Raw genomic sequence first — 19,628 nt, forward strand, 5'->3', positions numbered from 1 at the left:
CTAGTGCTGCTCCGCGGAAGTTCGTGGAGGGGGGTTGATCAGATGGCCGATCCGCTGAGATAGAGGTCTCCGGCGTTTCTCCGGGGCGCTGCGAGTGTGCGGTTCGAGTTCACGCAGTTCAGAAGTGGTCGGGATGAGGGTAGTGGGTGCAGGCAGCGGAGGCGATCGGCCCGCCGTGCCTGCCCCGCGCCCGGGGGCCGTCCGGGGGTTCCTGAGCCGTGACCGACGGCGTGTCGCGAGGCAGGCACAGCGCCTTGGCCGTAGTGGTCCGGTCCTCGGCCGCTACGCCCAGGAGGCGGTGTAGCCGAACCCCATTGAGAGAGGGAAGGCCATCGATCTGAACGCCAGTGTGCCGTTGTCGGAGAACCAGCCCCGATCCTTCGGGGAGTAGGAGATCGGTCCCTTCGGGAATTCACGCCAGGCGCCGTTGTCGCCGACGGCGTACCGGGTCACGCGGAACGGTTCGCCGGTTCCGTCGCTGGCGAAGATCCGTTTCGCGACGGCCGGCTTGCCCACCGTGACGTGGTGGTCCTTCCCGTCGAGCGTGACCCAGAAGTTGTCGGTGCCGCCGCCGATGCCGATGCCGCCGGCGAATTGGTCCAGGGTGAGGGTGACCGCTCGTTGCATGCCGTCCCAGGAGACGGCGTCGTAGGTCGTGGACTCGCTGAGTCGGGCGTCTTCGCCGTTGAGGGTGCGGACGGTGTAGCCGAGGGGAACGTAGCTGCGGTAGGTCTGTTCGGTGGGGAAGATGTTCTTGTAGTCGCCGCTGACCAGTGCCTGGAGGACCTCTTCGGGGACGCCTTTGCCGATGATGGTCATCTTGGACTGGTTGAAGACGTTCTTGTAGCGCGTCTTGAGTTCCGTGGAGATCTCGGAGCCAAAGCCGCTGAAGCTGGCCTGGAGGGCGGCGTTGATCTCGGTCTCGCTGCTGGAGGACGTCAGGGTGAAGATCACGATGCGTCCGTAGTGGACCTCTGAGACGACCAGCGGCGGGTTCTTCGAGGTCATGACGCCGCGGTCGACCAGGGCCTGGAGCTTGGTCTCGGTGAAGCTGTCGCCGAAGAACGACCCCGGGGGTTCCATGTCGCATTGCGCGGTGAAGCCGTGCTGGCGCAGGTAGACCACCACCGTGTTGTGGTACTCCTTGCGTTCGATCGCTGCGTCCAGCTTTGCGCCGAATCCGCCATATCGGGCGGAGACTCCCAGTTGCAGTGCGGCTTCCTGCCCGGTGTATGCCTCGGTCTTGGTGAAGTAGGGGTTGGTGGAGGGGCAGATCTTCTCGCCGATGATCGTGCTGAGCGCCTCGTTGACGTTGCTCAGGGTCGGCGGGGACGCGGTCTCCTTCCCTTCCAGGCGGGTGATGGAGATGCCCAGTTCCGCCCGGTCCTCGGTGTCGATCCCGACCGGCACCAGGGTGCCGTTCTTGAGCAGGGGGGCAGACTGGACGATCGAGCCGGGGAAGCAGTACGGGTCGGAGTCCGCGTCCACCGCCGCCACCTGGCTTGGGGTGCGGGCGACGGTCCACTTCTGCGTGGTGCGTTGGCGTCCGTTGATCGGCTCGACCCTGGGGTCGCCCACCTTCTCCGTCTTCGTCGGCTGGGGCGGTACCAGGTCCCCCCACTTGGCCCAGGTCCGCAGCCGGGCGTCGATGTCGGCCTTGGTGTCGGGGTCCCCCACGCCCAGCCCGGCCACCTCGATGGGTGTCGGGGTGCCGTCCAGAAACGCCGCGACCACGTACTCGTCCGGCGCGGGCGGCTGCTGGGGGCTGAACGCGAGTTCGTCCGCGCCAGCCGCCTCGGCGGTGGCGGTGGGCGTGTTGCCGTCACCGCCGGCTGTCAGGGTCTCGGCGGCGCGGTAGACCGCGTACCGTGTGGCTCCGGGTACCTCCCAGTGCACCCCCCAGGTGCCGTCACCGCGGTCCACTGCCCAGGCCGGAGTCGGGCATCGTCGATCCTTGGTGTCGCGGGTCTCGTCAACGGTCACTGTCGCCTCCACTTGTCGTCGGGTTCGGGTCGCTTCCGGCGTCGTGGCCCCACAGGGCCGCGGTCCGCCCGAAGGGCGGGTGGACCGGATCGATCCGTACGGGGCATGGCATTCGGACGCCCGGTGTTTCCAGTGGGCGAGCCGGGCTGTATCGTGCGCGGGCCGTCTGTGGCGGCCGTTCGGGCCGCGCTACGGCGGATCCCAGCGCCGGGGTGTCTCACGCGTGCGCGGGTGCGGCGTCTTGGGGCTCGGCCTGCTTCTGCCGCGGGTACCGGACGACGGGTCCACCCTTCACGGCGTTCCACTCCCAGTTCTTGGCGTTGAAGTGCCTGGGGATCCTGAACCCCGAGGCCATCTTCCGCATCCCGTCCCACGCGGCCTTGGCGACAGCCGCATCGGCCGGCGACCGATGCAAGGCGTGGTCCTTGCGTGGAGGTCGCTGAGGAGGGTGTGCTGCGGGGCCCTGAGGATGACTTTGGCCCCCGGGTCCATGGCGTCGCCGGGCTCGTCCTTGCGCTCGCGTGGGCCCTTGAAGAGGTTGCCGGGCAGCCAGATGTAGAACCGCCAGAAGTCGTCAATCCGTCATGACGACCGGCGTCGGCCGCGTGGGCGATGATGCCCCGGCGCAGTCCCTTGACCAGGCCGACGACCTTCGGAACGTCCTGGGGATTGATCGATCCCGGCGGGTCGATCATCGCCTTGTAGGCCGCGGCGTGGGATTCCAGGTACTGGAGGTACGCTCTGGCCGCGCCGGTCTGCGCGTTGTCCAGGGTGTCGACCCATAGTTGGCGCAGGTCGTGTTTGGACACGACGTGGTGGTACGTCATCTCCAGGCCCCTGTGGCCCGGGATGTCACCGGTCCCGACATCACCGTAAGGCTGCCCCATGTCTTTCGGAAGCGGTGCCAGATTCCAGTAAGTGACCTTGGGCATGAGGTTCCTCCTCGTGGATCGCGTCGGCCACCCGCAGGGTCCGGCAGCCAGGGTCGGTCGGATGCAGCCGAAGTCAGCGCGGTCGGCGATGCCGAACAGGGCCGGGACTGCCGAGGCGACCAGACTCATTCGTCGATCATCACCCCTCCCGCGCTGCGAACATCGATCCGCCCTGGGCCATTCAGCGGGCGCGCAAACGCATATGAGGGGCGCACGACCATGCCACTTACACCCCCGGCCCAATGCCCACGCCCTGCCTCATCTCCTCGCGCGCTCCACGACCGACCACGATGAGGCCCAGCTCCTCCGCCGCGACCTGCCAGTCCCGGCCCGTCTGCCCGCACCACCGCAGGCACAAGGCGACGTGCCCGGCGTACGTACGCGTCGTCAGCTCCACCTGATCCCGGCCGAACCGCACATGCCGCAAGAACGCGTCCGCCTCGGGCCCCGCCACGAAGTCCTCGTCCACCACCGTCCAGTACCGGACGCCGGACGGCAGCCTCACACGAAAGGCCCGCAAGGATCTCCTCCGAGCTCATCTGCAACGTGCCGCAACGATCACGACACGACAGCCCCAGAGATGCGGAGAAGAAGCCCAGGTCACCCGATGCAGTGCACCGTCACACCACACTCGGCGACGCCCGGGAGAACTGCGCAGGCGAGGGCTTCTTCTGAGGAGCCCGCGAGGCAGTCCGCGGGGCAGGATGTTGCCCCGCTAACTGTCGCTGTCGGCCAGGTAGAGCGTAAAGCCCCAGGTGTGCAGCACGCCGGTGAAGCGCAGGCGGCACAGCGGGAGGATCGCCTCACCGGGCAATTCGACTGCCACGTAGGCGAATCCGGCGCGGAAACGGACCGTGATGGCGTCCACGTGCGGCCAGCACTCGCGAGCGTGGCGGTCCAGGCGCCGGCGGTGCTACATCGATCCGGTGGGCTCTTCGGCACGGGCCCATCGCCGGGTGCCGGGCCCGCCATGATCGTTGGCCGTGCGTGGTGATCAACGGGCGGGGACGGCGGTCGTGGTGGCGCTGGAGGCGCAGGTCCGCGAACGGTTGATGAGGACGGTGGCGTCGGCGAAGTCCGAGGTGCGGGCAGTGCTGCGAGCCCGGATCGTGCTCGCAGCGGCGGACGGCCTCGCCAACGGCGCGATCGCCCGCGAGTTGGACGTCAGCGTGAACACGGTGCGCAAGTGGCGCGGCCGGTTCGCCGCCCGAGGCGTTGACGGCCTGCGGGACGCCGAACGGTCGGGACGGCCGAAGGCCTACGGGCCCGAGGTGCGCGTGGCGATCGTGGCCACCGCGGCCAGCGCGCCGCCGCGTCCGGAGGCGACCTGGTCGCACCGGGCCATCGCCGAGCAGGTGTCCGGCACCTGTTTCGCACCGGTCTCCGCCTCCCAGGTCGGCCGGATACTGGCAGACCTGGACCTCAAGCCACACAAGGTCCGCAGCGGGCTCACCCGCCGGGACAACCCCGGCTTCTGGCAGCGGGCTTCCGAGGCATGTGCTCTCTACCTCGATCCGCCCGAGGGGGCAGTGGTGCTCTCGATTGACGAGAAGACCGCGATCGCCGCCCGCTCGCGCCGCCATCCGGGCCGTCCCGCGCGGCCCGGCGAGCCGGCCCGGCGAGAGTTCGAGTACCGGCGCCACGGCACCGTCTCCCTCGTCGCAGCCCTCGACGTCCACACGGGTGAGGTGCTTACTGAGGTGATCACCCGCAACGACGCGGCGACCTTCACCGCCTTCCTGGAGCGACTCGACCGGGTGATCGCCCCCAGCAGGGAGATCCACGTCGTTCTCGACAACGGCTCCTCGCACACTGCCAGACACACCACGACCTGGCTGGCCGCCCACCCGCGCTGGCGCGTGCGCTGGACCCCACCGCACGCCTCCTGGCTCAACCAGGTCGAGCTGTTCTTCTCCGCCCTGACCCGCCGGGTCCTGCGACAAGGCGACTTCGCCAGCCGCGACGACCTGATCGAGAAGTTGGAGGCATACACGATCGGTCACAACGAAACCGCGAGGCCCTACCGGTGGACCTACGAGGGCACCCCGCTCAAGGCGGCGTGATCAACACCCCTCCACGAACTTCCGCGGAGCAGCACTAGAGGGTGACCGGCACCGACGCCCACGTGGTGCTGGCCTCGACCCTGCCCGCCCGTAAAGCCCGCACCCGGCGTGTTCAGGCGCCACAGGGCAAGGCCCGGGTGTTCTGGCTGTCCGGCGCCACTCCGCAGGGCCTGACGACGGCAGCCTCCCGGCTGGCGGCCTGGGTCCAGGGCGCGGGGGCGGACACGACTCTGGCCGATGGGGCGCACACGCTCGCGGTGCGCCGTCGGCACGGGGACCATCGCCTGGGGATCATTGCCCGTGGCCGCCCTGAGCTCACCGTGCGTGCACGGGCCGTCGCCGATGGCCGGGAGGCGGAGGGGACGGTCAGCGGGGTACCGGTGCTGCCGCCGGGGCATGCGGGCCCCGTGTTCGTGTTCACCGGGCAGGGATCCCAGCGGCCCGGTATGTGCCGGCAGCTGCTGAGGCAGGAGCCGGTGTTCGCCGCGGCCCTCGACGAGCTGGATCCGCTCATTCATGAGGAGAGCGGATTCTCTCTGCGGCAGGTCATCGCTGATCCCGCACAGCTGACCGGTATCGACCGCATCCAGCCGACTCTGTTCGGCATCCAGGTCGCACTGGCCGCGCTGTAGCGCTCCTGGGGCGTCACACCGGGTGCGGTGATTGGGCAGTCGCTCGGCGAGGTCGCAGCGGCCGTCGTCGCCGGTGTGCTGAGCTCGGCTGACGGCGCGAAGGTCATCTGCCGCCGCTCCGCGCTGCTGGCTACGATCTCCGGCGGTGCGATGGCCTCGGTCATGCTGGGCGCCGACCACGCCCAGGCCGCGATCAGGGACGCGGGCGCCGACGGTGTCTCCCTGGCGGTGCTCACCTCCCCGCATTCCACGGTGATCTCCGGTGATACCAGGCAGGTAGCCGCCCTGGTTGAGGCGTGGAACGCTGCCGGGGTAGTGGCCCGGATGATCGACGTCGACGTCGCTTCCCACTCTCCCCAGGTCGATCCTGTCCTGGACGAGCTGCACCGTGTGCTCCACGTGTCGCCGAAGGAACCGAACGGCCGGTTGTTCTCCACGGTCAGCGAGGACCCGTGCGACCCGGGGCTGCTGGATGCGGCCTACTGGGTTCGCAACCAGCGGGGCACCGTCCGCTTCCACACCGCCGTCGCGGCCGCCCTGGACGCCGGTCACCGGCTGTGCATCGAGTGCACCGCACACCCGCTCGCGACCCGCCCCATCCTGGACACCGCCCACGCAGCGGGTGTCAGCGACGCCGTCGAGTCGGCACCCTGCGCGAGGGCACAGATGACCAGGAGGCGTTCTTGTTCCACCTGGCCCAGGTGCATTGCTCCGGATACGACAGCATCGACTTCGCCGCTCACCACAAGGACGAGCAGCTGACCGACGTCCCGGGTACCTCATGGCACCGCACCCGCCACGGCGGCGACCAGACGCCGTACACCCTCGTCGCCCCGCACCTGGTCGGCGCTACCCAGCACCCGCTGCTCGGCGGCCAAGTCCACGACCCCGAGCATCCCGCACGCCATCTTTGGCAGACGCCCAGCAGCCCCCGCCGCCTTCCCTGGCTCGGCGACCACCAGGTCGCCGGAGTGCCGGTGCTGCCGGGAACCGGCTTCGCCGAGATGCTGCTCGCCGCCGGCGCCCAGGACTTCGCCTCCGGTCAGGTCGCCCTGACCGGCCTCAGTATCGGGTCCCCGCTGATCCTTGACCCGGAGCCCCTGGTCACCACCCGCCTCGTCCACGACGGGGACGGCGCACGCGCCGAGGTGCTCACCCACACCGACGACGGCAACCTCGTCCATGCCCACGCCCCCGTGCACCCCCTGGCCGTGCCCCTCCCGCCACGGATCGCCCCCTCCTCGCTCGCCACCCCCGAGTGGAGTGACAGTGAACCGGCCTATCTGTACTGGCACTTCCGCGCACGTCACAACATCTTCCACGGCCCGGCCTTCACCGCCATCGACCGCATCCAGGTACACCCCAACCGCAACCGCGTTGTCGCCTCACTGCGCATCGACGTCCGCGCCCGCGTTTCGGCCTGGACGATGGCACTGCACCCCGCCCTGGCCGACGAGGTGGTGCAGACCGTGGTGGCTGCCTGGCTCGGCTACTGTGCCACCAGCCCCGGGCCGGTCGTGGTCGCCGGCTGCGACGAGATCCGCGTCTACGGGCCGACCGCGCATGCACGGCTGGCCTCCAATGAGCTGCACCAGGCCGACGACCTGGCCTGCACGGCCTCCGGACAGCGCGCCACCGCCGAAGGCATGGTCGTCGCCGAACTCAGAGGGCTGAACCTGACCAACATCACCCCGCCCGAACAACGCTACGTCGACCGGCTTGCCCACCTCGCCTGGGTACCCGGACCCCAGCCGCCCCTCCAGCAGTCAAGCAATCAGCAGTGGCTGGTCGTGGCCCCCGAGGAGACACACTGGGGACGCCGCTTGAGTGTCATGCTCGGCAAGCACTCAGCAGGCAGCCTGCTAACCCACCCCGCCCGCACAGACTCTGGACACCCGCCTGCTCGCCGAGGCCCTGGACGACGAGGCGGAACCGCCCCGCACCCACCTCCTGCTCATCTTCAACGGGGACGACGCCACCGCCGACCCCCCGCGGGCTGCCCTGGGCACCGTGCGCAGCACCTTGACGGTGCTTCAGCACCTGGCCGTCACCGGGGCACGCGGACTGCTCAGGTCCGCTGCCTTCGAGTACCCCGAACTCTTACCCAGCAGCATGGAACTCTCCGGCGACACCCCGCTGGAGGCGGTCCTGGCCGACCTGCTCACCGACGACCAGCCGATCACCGAGATCGCCTGGAGGAGCGGGGTACGCAGCATCGCCCGCGTCCACCAGGGACCCCGGCCCCACCCCCGGCACAGCCGGCCTGCCGACCATGGTCCGGCGCGATGGGGCCTACCTGGTCACCGGCGGCCTGGGCGGCTTGGGCCTGGTGACCGTGAGCCGCCTCGCCGAGCGCGGTGCCCGCCGCATCGTCCTCTGCGGCCGCAGTGCCTCCTCCGAAACCACAGTCCGGGAACTGGAAGACGTGCGCACCGCAACTGGCACAGATATCCTGGTCGTGCACGGCGATATCGCCGACCCCGCCACCGTCCGGCATGCCCTGACCGTGGCAGCTGAGGACGGGGGCGTGCTGCGCGGCATCGTGCACGCGGCGGGCGTCGTCGAAGACGCTACCTTGGGCAATCTCGGCCCTGGTACTACTGGAGCGAGTCTGGCGCGGTAAAGCGCAAGGGGCCTCGGTCCTGCACCAGGCTACTTCGATGCGGAGCTCGACTTCTTCGTCTCCTACTCCTCGGTCGCCTCCCTGCTCGGCTCACCCGGCCAGGGCGCCTACGCCGCCGCCAATGCCTACCTCGACGCCCTGGTCACCTACCGCCGAGGGTCTGCCCGCCACCAGCATCCACTGGGGCGCCTGGTCCCAGGTCGGCCGCGGCCAACACCTCGCCCAACGCGGCTTCGTCATGATCAACCCACACGATGGCATGGACGCCCTCGAACGTATCCTCGTCGAAGGCCACCACCACATCGCCTACTCCACGATCGACGCCACGCTATGGACCGCGCCGGACCCGGCCCTGCGCCACTCCACCCTTCTGACCGACCTGGTGTCCGGGACCCCCGCAGCTGCGGACGACACGTCCATCGTGCGTGACGAGGTACTTGCCGCCGCCAGCACTGCCGAACGCCGTCAGGTCTTCCAAGACGTCATCATCACCCAAGTCCGAGGGCTCCTTGGAGGCACGACCCGCCACATCGGAGCGCACACGAGCCTGGTCTTGCTGGGGCTCGACTCCCTTGGCCCCGTTCAGCTCCAGCAACGCCTCCAAACGTCATGCACGTCGAGATCAAACCCGGAGTGATCTGGACCAAACCCAGCCCCGCGGCCCTGGCCGACATACTCCTGGAGCAGGTGGGACCACAGCAGCCAAACGAGGGGGCGTAATGCGAGCCGTGGTGCTGGGCGGCAGCATCGCCGGCCTGCTTGCCGCCCAGGCGCTCGCCGACCAAGGCGACGAGGTGATCGTGGTCGAGCGGGACAAGCTGCCGGCCGGCCCACAGGGGCGGCCAGGGGTGCCACAAGCGGCGCACGTCCACGGGCTTGTGAGCCGGGGGCAGCAGGAGATCGAGCGCCTGCTGCCCGGATTCGCTGATCTAGTCGTCGACGCCACCGGACGCGGCTCGCCCGCCGACCACTGGCTGCGTGAGCTCGAATACCCCGCCGCACCCGAGGCGGTGGCCGATGCTCGACTGGGTTATGCCAGCCGCTGCTTCCAGATCCCCGCTGGACACCGCGCCGACTGGAAGGCCTGCTACATCCAGCCCGGCGCACCGCACCGGCCCCGCGGCGCCATGCTGATGCCCATCGAAGGCGAGCGCTGGCTCGTCACCCTGATCGGCATCGGGGCCGACCGGCCCGGCCGCGACGCGGATGGCTTCCTCCCCTTCGCCCGCAGCCTCGCCAGCCCGGTCATCGCCGATGCCACACCGATCAGCCCGGTGCAAGTCAGCGGCTCCACCAGCAGCCGTCGCCGATACGTCGAACGCGCCGCCGCGCAGCCCGCCAACTTCGTCCGGGTCGGCGACGCCATCTGCAGTTTCAACCCTGTCTACGCCCAGGGCATGAGCACCGCCGCAGCGGCCGCGACACTGCTCGGGCACTACCGAGCAATCGCCGGCAACAGCGCAAACCTCGCCACGCGCTTCCACCGTGCGCTCGCCAGGGTGAACGACTGGGCCTGGCTCCTGGCCACGACCCCGGACCTAAGATGGCCAGGAATCCGCGGGCCACACCCCACCCCCTTCCACCGCGCTGTCGGCCGCTACATCGACCACGTGATGTCCAGCGCCACCCACGATCAGAAGACTCAGCAAGCCCTCCGGGAGGTCCTGCACCTTCTCCGCTCACCGGCATCCCTAATAGCCCCCCACCCTGATCCGCACCACCCTGTCCCAGTTGCGCTCCCGCGAGTGAGACGACCATGACCGCTACCAGCACCACCCAAGAAGAGGACACCCCCACAAAGCCCCGTGCGGGCACCCCCGGTTCCTGCTGCCTCGTTTCCTCTGGCCGGACTCGGAGCGGTAGCGCTCCTGGCCCAGGCGTGCGTTTACGCCCGATGGCTCCAGGACGAAGGCTACATCCTGGCCCCAATCAGTTCATACCGAGGACGATTCCCGGTCATCACCCAGCTGATCGTCTGCAGCCTGTACACGGTCATTCTGATCCCCGGCGTCATCCTGTTCCTCCGGCGGATGTGTCAACAGTGTCATCTGACGATGTAGATGGGGCTGGTCCTCGGAATCCTTCTCGCGCTCTGGCTGGAACCGCTGGCCAACATCGCCGGGCCTGTCCCCGAGTACAACGCCAACACCATCGGACCTGTTTCGTCCTGGGGTCCCTACGTCCCCGGCTGGGGCGGTGCACCCGAGCACCACATCACTGCACAGCCGCTCACGCTCGTCCTGTGCTGGCTCGCCGGAACCATCGTGGGCATCGGCCTGGGCGAACTCCTGATCCGCTTCCGGCGCCGGCACCCCGGCATGAGCACCCGACGCTTCGTCCTGATCTTCATCGTCGCCTGCACGCTCACCACCAACCTGCAGGCCCCGCTGTTTTTCGCTCTCGGCTTCGTCCGGTGGAGCCGAGGCATCGACGGCCTCACCCTCTGGCCCGGAACCTGGCACCAGTTCCCCCTCTACGAGACGGTCGGGTTCACCGTACTCATGCTCGGGCTCGTGGGCTTCTACTATTGGTCGCGAACCCGAGGACCGCACTTCCTCCAACCAGCAGCACCCCCGTGTCCACGGCGGCTCGGCGAGGCGGTACCGATCCTGGCCGTCATCGGAGTCGTCAACACCGTCATGCTCTCGTACGTCGCCTTCATGGCCCTGGCCGGCCAACTGGCCACCATCACCGTCACCGAACTCCCGGCTTTCTGGAGCACACCCTGAGCCTTGTCCAACCTGCCGGTGATGCCGGGCTGTGGGGGAGCGGGGGCTGTACGTGACAATGAAGCTCTTGGTAGACGGGTTCTCGACCAGGGTTACCCGTATCCGCCAGGAGCTTCGCGTGCTTGTCTGCCCGTCCTCGATCGATCTGTCCAGCAGTTCCCTGCGGCACCTGACCGAGCAGCTCACCGTCCGGCAGCGGGAGATCGGTACGCGGTGGCGGCGTCTGCCCGCCGGTCGTCAGGCCCTGCCCGCCTTGGCCCACCTGCAGTGCGGAGACACCCCCAGCTCGCCGCCGGGTTCGGGATCAGCTTCGCGACCGTCTACCGGCACGTACGCGAGGCCATCGAGGTCTTGGCCGCTCTCGCTCCGTCACTGGCCCAGACGATGGATACGATCCGGGAGAAGGCGTTCGTCATCCTGGACGGCACGCTGCTGCCGATTGACCGGATCGCTGCCGACACCCCGTACTACTCCGGGAAACACAAGCGGCACGGCATGAACGTGTAGGTCCTCACCGACCCGTTCGGCCGACTGCTCTGGGCGTCCCCGGCCCTGCCCGGAGCCACCCACGACCTGACGGCCGCGCGACGCCACGGCATCGTCGACGCTTTCGCCGCCGCGGACCTGAAATGCTGGGCCGACAAGGCGTACCAAGGTGCCGACAGGCACATCCGAGTCCCCTGCCGGGGACGCCGCCTCAAGCGATGGACGCGACGGCACAACAGCATCCACGCCAGGATCCGCTACGTCGGCGAGCAGGCCATGGCTCCCCTGAAGGGCTGGTGTCTGCTACGCAAGCTCCGCTGCAGCACCAACCGGATCACCGACATTGTGAAGGCCCTCCTCACCCTTCACCACGTCTCAACATGAGGTTGGAAAAGGCTCAATGTCGGCCGCCGTCATCCGGATCCCCCCGCAAAACCGCCGCCGCTCGTCGGTCAGCCCACCACCCTGCGGATACCTCATAGCTCGGGCATACCGCGCCGACCACAACCTGTCAGCCCCCGCGACACCACACCCGAAAAGTCAGTAGCCGTTGTTACAGTCCCACTCCCGCGAGGGCGGCCTCCTGCATTTTCATCGCCATCTTACTGAACGTCAACCATCACCTGGAACCGTCAAGCATCTCCCCGGACCTCACATCTGAGGAGCACTACACGCCATTGATACGTGACCTCACCCGCCAGGCATATAAATGGAAAGCTCAAAGTCTGACCTCCAGCGACACATGTGGGGTTTCGGGGCGCTAGCAGCTCCCTTCCTATAGTCTGCGTCAGCGAGCTTCTTCAGCTTGGTTTCTTGCGAGTGGTCTGACCCTTGTGATTGACATTGGTCTGTCCTCGGGGTTCGAGCTTCCGGTCAGCCGGACTCGATCTGACCTCGTCACCCGTTCGGTAGCCGAGTTGAAGAAGCTCAGTGAACCTCCTTCATCCTCCGAAGCTACAGTTCAGGGCGTCGGCAGCTGTCGGGTCGTCAGGCTTCTGATCTGGGGCGATGCAATGCACCGCCGAGGCTGGTTTCGGCACCATCACCTCCCGGGGCAGGTTGAAAGAGGCTTAGTGTCATGAAGCTTCAACATAGCACCGCTTCGAGGCAGTCTCTTCACCCAGTGAAGCTGAAGACCTGGCTTCCGTCGTAAGCGAGGCGGCGAGCAGTAAGCCCATTCAAGATAAACAAGTCCCTTCAATCGAAGAATCCGGGGATGGCGTCATGGCTAACGCGACGATCCTGATCGTCACGGCGAGGTGGGACACGACCGCATACGCGGCGGCTGAGATCCTGCGCAGGAATGGCAGAGAATCATCCTTCTTCTACCCCGACGATATTCCTCAACGCGCGCAGATCGATGCTGCGTTCCGGCTGGGCAAATGGTCAAACAGACTGCACACCGAGGATGGGCTGATTGACCTGGACGAGATCAAGGCCGTGTGGTGGAGGAAGCCGTCTGCCCCCCGCCCTTCGAACTCGCTCCCCAAGCTCGACTTGCGCTATGCCAGACGAGAGAGCGACTATGCCCTGCAAGGGTTGTGGCGTCTGCTGATTAGTAATCCTGACATCTACTGGATGAGTGACCCACAAAACATCCGCAAGGCTAGCAACAAGATGATCCAAATGGCCAGGGGCGCCGCTCACGGCCTTATGTCACCGAAGTCTATTGTCACCAACGACCCTCAAGAAGTATGCAAGTTCTATGATGAGTGCTCCCAAAGGATGGTCTACAAGTCCATGACAGGATCGCTCCTGATGCCTGGCGAGGTACTGTCCCCTGACGAAGAATTCCCCGGCGTGCCGCTGGTCCGACCATTCACCGACGAAGACATGAAGAAGGTCGATAGCGTGCGGCAGAGTGCCTGCATGTTCCAGGAACTCGTAGAGAAGAAACACGAGTTGCGGGTCACTGTCTTTGAGGATCAGATCTTCACTTGCCAGATCGACTCACAGAAAAGCGATCTAACCCGGTACGACTGGCGGCGGCACGACTTGCGTCCCTCGGCAAGAGTGGGAAAACTCCCCAACTCTATTGCGCATGCTTGTCTCGCTATACTGGACGAGTTCGGCCTACGCTTCGGGGCCTTCGACTTCATCGTGACACCCGAAGACAAGCACGTATTCCTGGAGGTCAATCCGAACGGCCAATGGCTCTTCGTCCAGGAATGGGTGCCAGAGCTGCGACTCATGCAGGCGTTCGTCGACATTATGATTCGGAACTCCCGATGATCCGCAGGCCGAATTGAATCGCGGCGCGTTCGCCCAGAGGGCGAAGCCGGGCATGTACTCGGTTGAACCGCTGGTACTACGGTGATGGTGCGGAGAGGGGCACCGGCGCCTTCATGGGCGCGGTCGGCCAGGATGAGGATGGATGATAGCGTGCCCGCGGGCCGCGCCCTGATGGCACACACCCCTGTGGTTCTCCCGCGCTTTGCCCGGATGGACTCACGATCTGAACCAGCCGTATCCGCATCAGCTGGGCGAGTACGGGGCAGCGCGAGAGTCCGACGTTCATGACGCGCAGCATCCGGGCCCGCCCCGGCCTACCAGGACCACGCCAACCGACTCGACTAAATGCTGCAGCAGTGGCGTTCGCCGCTGGTAGCGGACGGTCAGCCCAGGGACCTGTTCGGCGAAGGTCACCTTCAGACAGGACGGGTTCTCGCAGTACAGACGGCGCACGGACAAGTCGATCCGGACCGGCCGGCTGCCAAGCGCCGCATCGGCGAGGTGCCGGACATAACGGCTGTGGGCCCAGTCGCTCTGGCTACCGCACCCGCTGCATCCCGCTGGAACACGGGAGCGGGTACGAGCCTCGATCACCACGACAGGACCAGAAGTATCAGCCGAGAACACCAGTAACCTGGCCAAGTGCGGTAACGGCTTTGACAGTTCAATAGAACACACTCAAGGCTGCCCACCCCGCAGACCAGGAGACTCCCCGCATCGGGATGATCTCCGGCTACGAAACTCTCGCCAGAGCCACGTTCACGTGTACGCCGACAACGCTGTCACTCGTCGCATGAGACCCGGTGCCCACCGCCAAGGGTGAACCTCACGGGCCTGGATGCTCCGGCGTCTGAGTCAGGGTCCGGCAGTTTCGCGTGTCCACCTCGGTGAGCAGCCCGGTAATCATCTCCGTCGCCGTCGCACGTGTCTACACCGTGCGAAGCAGCCCGGGATCACGTGCATCGCCGACCCGAACACCTGGACCAACGCAGCCTGGGCTATTGCGGCCTCCACGGCCACTGCTTCTTGAAACGTCGTCACAAACATTCATGATTACGGTGGCCGTACCCATGCCCACAGGCACCCCTCAGTAGGCCGCTGACCAGGCCAGACGATGAGACTACTGCTGCTGTGTCTGCTGGGTGTGAGGGGGCGCGTATCCGGCGCTTATGGAGTGTGGGGGCGCTCGGCATAGTGCAGCAGCACATGCAGTACGGCGCGAACGCGCCGTATGCGCCCAGCGCTCCCTATCGAATAGGCGCCGTCCGTTTGCACGTCCGCGCCCGGCGGGGATCCTCGGAGCAGGTCGCGCGGCAGTGGGGCTGAAAGACCGGAGCCTTGAGGTGTTGAGGGCTGCCGCACGGCGACGCGACTGCGCCACCAGCCTCAACACCACTATCGCTTGGAGATCCTGCGGACCAGATCCTCCGCCGCCCGTAGCACTCACCGGGGTAATCCTCGGTTCCGCGGGACCGGGGTAGGTGGCCTCCCTCGTGTCACTTGTTGATCTGCGGGCGTCCTGCTTGACGGTAGCGGGTGCAAGTCCGGCGGCGAGAGAAGGGTGAAGGCCCATGTCGGTGTATGCGTGGATGTTCCCCGGTCCCGGGGCACACGGGGGAGAGCATGGAGGCGGGCAATGCTGCGGCGGATCGACCAGGTCGCAGGGGAGTATGGCTGGGAGCCGGTGACGGGCCTGCTGCTGCAGGCCCGTGCAGCGATCGGCGGAGCCGGATCCGGCTCAGGAGCGTTCCGTGCCCCCTCGCTCGGGCAGTCAGGCCGGGGAGGCAGCTGATGTCCGCCTCTGAGGGCGTTCGGATCGCGGTGGTTGGTATCGGGTGCCGGTTTCCCGGTGCGGCTGACACCCCCTCACGGCTGTGGCGGCTGGTTGCCGAGCAGCGGGTGACGGTGGGGCCGGTGCCGATGGACCGGTGGGATGCTGTGGCGATCGGGGCCTTCCACGATCCTGATGATGCGGTGCGGGCCGGGCGCGGCTGCTTCATCGATGAGGACATCTGGGCGTGGGATCCGGCAACGTTGTCGGTAGCCCCGGTGGAGCAGCGTTGGGTGGATCCCCAGTTCCGGCTGCTGATGGAGGTGGCCTGGGAGGCGGTGGAGCATGCCGGTATCCCGATGGGGCGGATCCGCGGCACCCGTACCGGGGTATATATGGGCACGTACGCGCTAGACAACCTGTTCCGGGACGCCCGCCCGCCGCAGGATGCGCCGAATCCACTGTATTTGTTCAGGAACTTCAGCGCTGGGGCGGCGGGCCGGATAGGTTTCGCGATGGATCTGCGCGGCCCTGTGATGGTGATCAACACCAATTGCTCGTCGGGCCTGGTGGCGATGGACAGCGCGTGCGCGGCGTTGACATTGAAGGAGTGTGATACGGCGCTGGCCGGGGCGGTGCAGCTGATCCACTCCCCGGTGACGCACTTGTACGAGGCTCCCATGCTGCTGACGTTGCGGGGCGCCAGCTACGCGTTCGATGCCCGTGCGGATGGCTATATGCGCGGGGAAGGGGCCGGGGTACTGGTACTCAAACGGCTGGCTGATGCGCGCCGGGACGGTGACCGGGTTCTAGCGGTGATCCGCGGGAGTGCCGTCAACAACGATGGGCAGGCAACACGGTTGACTGCGCCGTCCGCGCAGATGCAACAGCGTTTGTTCGCCGAGGCCGTGGTTCGGGCCGATGTTGATCCGGGGGACGTGGGCCTGGTCGAGGCTCACGGGCCGGGCACAGCGGTAGGCGATCCGATTGAGTACTCCTCCATCCACGCTGTCTACGGGCGTGGCCGGGGAAGGTGTGCGCTGGGTTCGGTCAAGACCAACATCGGGCATTCCGAGCCGGTATCGGGCATCGCCGGCGTGATCAAGGTGATCGAGGCCCTGCGGCGCGGCCAGGTTCCGCCGAACGCCAACTTCGCGCAGTGGAATCCGTCTATCGCCCGCGATGAGGAGTCTCGGTTGTTTGTCCCTACCGAGGTGACTCCTTGGCCGGTGCCTGAGACAGTGCGGTTGGCGGCCGTGTGTTCCTACGGCGTGACCGGCACCAACGCCCACATGGTGCTGGAGGCAGCCTCCAGCACGGTGGGTTCGCTCCAGGTTTCGGTCGGCGGTCAACCGATGGCCGGGCGGTCGCAGGCGTGGCTGTTCACTCTCTCCGGCAGCTCTGCGGAGTCGCTTGCGCTGGCGGCGGGGCGGCTCGCGGACTGGGCGGAGGGGGAGGGTGCTGACACTGCGCCGCTGGATGTGGCGCACACGCTGGCCCTGCGGCGTGCCCATGCGGATCACCGGCTCGGGGTAGTGGCCCGGGATCTGGGGGAGCTGGCTGCCCGCTGTCGGGCGTTCGCCGTCCGCGAGGAGAGTGTCGGCATGGCGGTGGGCACGCCAGTGCTGCCCCCGTCGCATCCTGGGCCGGTGTTCGTCTTCACCGGCCAGGGTTCGCAGCGGGTGGGGATGTGCCAGGAGCTGCTGGCCGACGAGCCGATCTTCGCCCAGGCGATCGACGAGCTGGAGCCTCTGGTGGCACAGGAGGCCGGCTTCTCGTTACGTGGCGTGATCACCCATCCGGAGCGGCTGGTAGGCTTGGAGCGTATCCAGCCAACCTTGTTCGCGGTGCAGGTCGCCCTGGCCCGGCTGTGGCAGTCGTGGGGCGTGGAGCCAGCCGCGGTGATCGGCCAGTCGCTCGGTGAGGTCGCCGCTATCGTCATCGCCGGCGGACTTGCCCCAGCCGACGGGGTGAAGGTGATCTGCCGCCGCTCGGCGCTGCTGACCACCATCTCCGGCGGCGCTATGGCCTCGGTGATGCTCCCCGCCGCCACTGTGCAGGGCGCCATCGAGGCGGCCGGTGCGTATGGCGTGTCGTTGGGCGTGCTCACCTCCCCTGGCATCACCGTCGTCTCCGGCGACGCGCTGCAGATCGCTGCGCTGGTTGCAGGGTGGGAGGCGGACGAGGTACCGGCAAAGATGATCGAAGTGGACGTTGCTTCCCATTCGCCGGAGGTCGACCCCATCCTCGATGCCCTGCGCGACAGCCTCGCCGAGGTGCCCGTCGCCCAGCAGGTCATCCCGCTGTACTCCACCGTGTCTGACGATGCCCGCGAGCCGGGCACCATTGACCGCGACTACTGGGTGCGCAACCAGCGCGACACGGTGCGATTCGATGCCGCCGTGGCCGCCGCCCTGGCTGACGGGCACCGGCTCTTCATCGAATGCACCGCTCACCCCCTGGCGGTGCGGCCCATCATGGACACCGCTCACCACCACGGTGTCTACGACACCGTGGTGGTGGGCAGCCTCCGCGAGGGCATAAATGACCAGGACGCGTTCCTGGGCAACCTTGGCCAGTTGCACGCGGCCGGCTACGACCAGATCGACTGGACCAGCCGCTACGGGGGCGGCGAGCTCGCCGAGGTGCCGGGCACCGCCTGGCACCGCACCCGCCACGGCGGCGACGAGGCCCCCTACCAGCTCATCGCTCCGCACCTGGTGGGCGCCAGCCAGCATCCCCTGCTCGGTGGCCAGGTCAACGATCCCGAGCAGCCCGACCGATACCTGTGGCAGACCCCGATCGGCCCACAGCGCCTGCCCTGGCTGGCCGATCACCAAGTAGCCGACGTACCCGTGCTACCTGGCACGGGATTGCTGGAAATGATGCTGGCAGCGGCCGCCCGGGTGTTCGGGACCACACGCGTCACCGCCTGCGACGTCGAGGCGCTCAGCCCGCTGATCCTGGACCCGGAACCACAAGTCACCACCCGCCTGCTCCGAGACGGCGATGCGGCCCGGGTAGAAATCCTTACCGTCAGCCCGGACGGGATCACAGTACACGCCCACGGCATCGTGAAGCCCCTGGCTACGGAGCAATCCCCGCCTGCGGCCCTGTCCGCCCCGAGTACGGTGGAATGGGCCGACAGCCCGCCCTCAGAGCTGTATCGCCTCTTCCGTGAGCGGCACAACGTTCAGCACGGCACTGCCTTTACCGCTGTGGACCGCATCAGGATCCACCCCACCGAGGACCGCGCTGTCTCAGCACTGCACCTCCACGAATCCGCCCGTGTCTCCGCCTGGACCATGATCCTGCACCCGGCTCTGGCTGACCAGCTGATCCAGACGGTCGTGTCCGTCTGGCTGGCCCATCGGGCGACCAGCCCCGGTCCCGTCGTCGTCGCAGGCTTCGGCGAGGTCCGCGTCCACGCCCCCACCGGCCACACTCGCGCCGCCCATGTTGAATTGCAGCACGCCGTCGACCTGACCTGCACCGCCTCCGGCACCCTTGCCACAGCCGACGGCACCATTGTGGCCGAGGTGCGCGGCCTGCGCCTGGCCAACATCACTCCACCGGAACAGCGCTACGCCTCCCGCCTGTTCCACCTGGCCCATACCCCGATGTCCATCGGCCAGATCCCCAAGGCCAACGACCACCACTGGCTCATCCTGGCCTCGGAGAACTCCCGCTGGACACGGTGCCTCACCCGGCAGTTGGCCGACCGGTCAGCCAGCGCACGCCTGCTGGTTCACCCGCCCCGCCAACCGCTGTCCTCGGAAAAGCTGATGGCAGCCCTGGAGGATCCGGCCGCTCCGGAATGCACCGCGGTGCTGCTCGCCCTGGACGGCAAGGCCGAAACGGAATCCCCCACCCTCGCGGCCGACGCCCGGACCACGGTACTCACCGCTGTAACCGTGCTGCAGCAGGCAGCCGCGCGAGCGAACCCGCCAAGGCTGTGGACGCTGGTGCACGGCAACGGACTGGGCGCCGCCGGAATCACAGGACTGATGCGGGCAGCAGCCATCGAACTGCCCCGATTGCGCCCGAGCAGTCTACATATCAGTAGCGACACACCACTGGAGATGGTGCTGGACGACCTGCTTCCACGGTTATCTAGTGTTGTCAAGCGAAAGTGCAGGTACACGGGCTAGCTAGTGTGCAGGCAAGTAAGGCAAGC

Annotated in this window: 12 protein-coding genes and 3 pseudogenes; 10 read left to right on the plus strand and 5 right to left on the minus strand. The window is 67.4% G+C overall.

What is annotated here, in order from left to right; all coding sequences use genetic code 11:
• Nucleotides 1-282 precede the first annotated feature (282 nt).
• The 4 genes from V7793_RS10385 to V7793_RS10400 form a co-directional block, all read right to left on the minus strand.
• Nucleotides 283-1,983 (minus strand): thiol-activated cytolysin family protein, encoded by a 1,701-nt coding sequence (locus V7793_RS10385; protein WP_336004678.1) that lies wholly within the window; start codon nt 1,981-1,983, stop codon nt 283-285.
• A gap of 217 nt (nt 1,984-2,200) precedes the next feature.
• Nucleotides 2,201-2,398, minus strand: coding sequence for a hypothetical protein (locus V7793_RS10390; protein ID WP_336004681.1), 198 nt, complete (start codon nt 2,396-2,398; stop codon nt 2,201-2,203).
• Between the two features lie 743 nt (nt 2,399-3,141).
• A complete protein-coding gene (locus V7793_RS10395; RefSeq protein WP_336004682.1) occupies nt 3,142-3,435 on the minus strand; it encodes a hypothetical protein in 294 nt (97 codons plus the stop codon).
• A gap of 195 nt (nt 3,436-3,630) precedes the next feature.
• Nucleotides 3,631-3,783 (minus strand): hypothetical protein, encoded by a 153-nt coding sequence (locus V7793_RS10400; protein WP_336004685.1) that lies wholly within the window; start codon nt 3,781-3,783, stop codon nt 3,631-3,633.
• Between the two features lie 115 nt (nt 3,784-3,898).
• Here V7793_RS10400 and V7793_RS10405 point away from each other — a divergent pair, with 115 nt between their 5' ends.
• The 9 genes and pseudogenes from V7793_RS10405 to V7793_RS10445 all read left to right on the plus strand — a co-directional run bounded on the left by V7793_RS10405 (nt 3,899) and on the right by V7793_RS10445 (nt 13,680).
• The gene (locus V7793_RS10405) at nt 3,899-4,978 is read left to right on the plus strand and encodes an IS630 family transposase (RefSeq protein WP_336004687.1); all 1,080 of its coding nucleotides are present in this window, start codon (nt 3,899-3,901) and stop codon (nt 4,976-4,978) included.
• A 137-nt stretch (nt 4,979-5,115) separates the two neighbouring features.
• A pseudogene (locus tag V7793_RS10410) lies at nt 5,116-6,372 on the plus strand (acyltransferase domain-containing protein).
• Nucleotides 6,294-7,943, plus strand: coding sequence for a polyketide synthase dehydratase domain-containing protein (locus tag V7793_RS10415; RefSeq protein WP_336004689.1), 1,650 nt, complete (start codon nt 6,294-6,296; stop codon nt 7,941-7,943). Before V7793_RS10410 ends, V7793_RS10415 begins: the two are co-directional and overlap by 79 nt.
• 2 nt (nt 7,944-7,945) lie before the next feature.
• Nucleotides 7,946-8,341, plus strand: a pseudogene (locus V7793_RS10420) (KR domain-containing protein); the annotation flags it as partial.
• A gap of 13 nt (nt 8,342-8,354) precedes the next feature.
• Entirely contained in the window at nt 8,355-8,870 is a 516-nt protein-coding gene (locus V7793_RS10425; RefSeq protein ID WP_336004726.1) for an acyl carrier protein, read from the plus strand.
• A gap of 82 nt (nt 8,871-8,952) precedes the next feature.
• Nucleotides 8,953-9,993, plus strand: a complete 1,041-nt coding sequence (locus V7793_RS10430; protein WP_336004692.1) for a hypothetical protein — start codon at nt 8,953-8,955, stop codon at nt 9,991-9,993.
• Nucleotides 9,994-10,293: 300 nt separating this feature from the next.
• Nucleotides 10,294-10,962, plus strand: a complete 669-nt coding sequence (locus tag V7793_RS10435; protein WP_336004697.1) for a spirocyclase AveC family protein — start codon at nt 10,294-10,296, stop codon at nt 10,960-10,962.
• A gap of 118 nt (nt 10,963-11,080) precedes the next feature.
• Nucleotides 11,081-11,832 (plus strand): annotated as a pseudogene (locus V7793_RS10440) (transposase family protein).
• A gap of 840 nt (nt 11,833-12,672) precedes the next feature.
• Nucleotides 12,673-13,680 carry an MvdC/MvdD family ATP grasp protein gene (locus tag V7793_RS10445; RefSeq protein WP_336004700.1) on the plus strand — a complete coding sequence of 336 codons (1,008 nt, stop codon included), beginning with the start codon at nt 12,673-12,675 and terminating at the stop codon, nt 13,678-13,680.
• Between the two features lie 282 nt (nt 13,681-13,962).
• On the opposite strand, the gene V7793_RS10450 is transcribed toward V7793_RS10445, so the two are convergent.
• Nucleotides 13,963-14,358 (minus strand): transposase family protein, encoded by a 396-nt coding sequence (locus V7793_RS10450; protein ID WP_336004701.1) that lies wholly within the window; start codon nt 14,356-14,358, stop codon nt 13,963-13,965.
• 1,113 nt (nt 14,359-15,471) lie between these two features.
• Here V7793_RS10450 and V7793_RS10455 point away from each other — a divergent pair.
• Nucleotides 15,472-19,602 (plus strand): type I polyketide synthase, encoded by a 4,131-nt coding sequence (locus V7793_RS10455; RefSeq protein WP_336004704.1) that lies wholly within the window; start codon nt 15,472-15,474, stop codon nt 19,600-19,602.
• The last annotated feature ends 26 nt before the right edge of the window (nt 19,603-19,628 follow it).

Origin of the sequence: Streptomyces sp. KLMMK (genome assembly GCF_036961605.1) — a bacterium.
In the GTDB taxonomy this organism is placed as follows: domain Bacteria; phylum Actinomycetota; class Actinomycetes; order Streptomycetales; family Streptomycetaceae; genus Streptomyces; species Streptomyces telluris.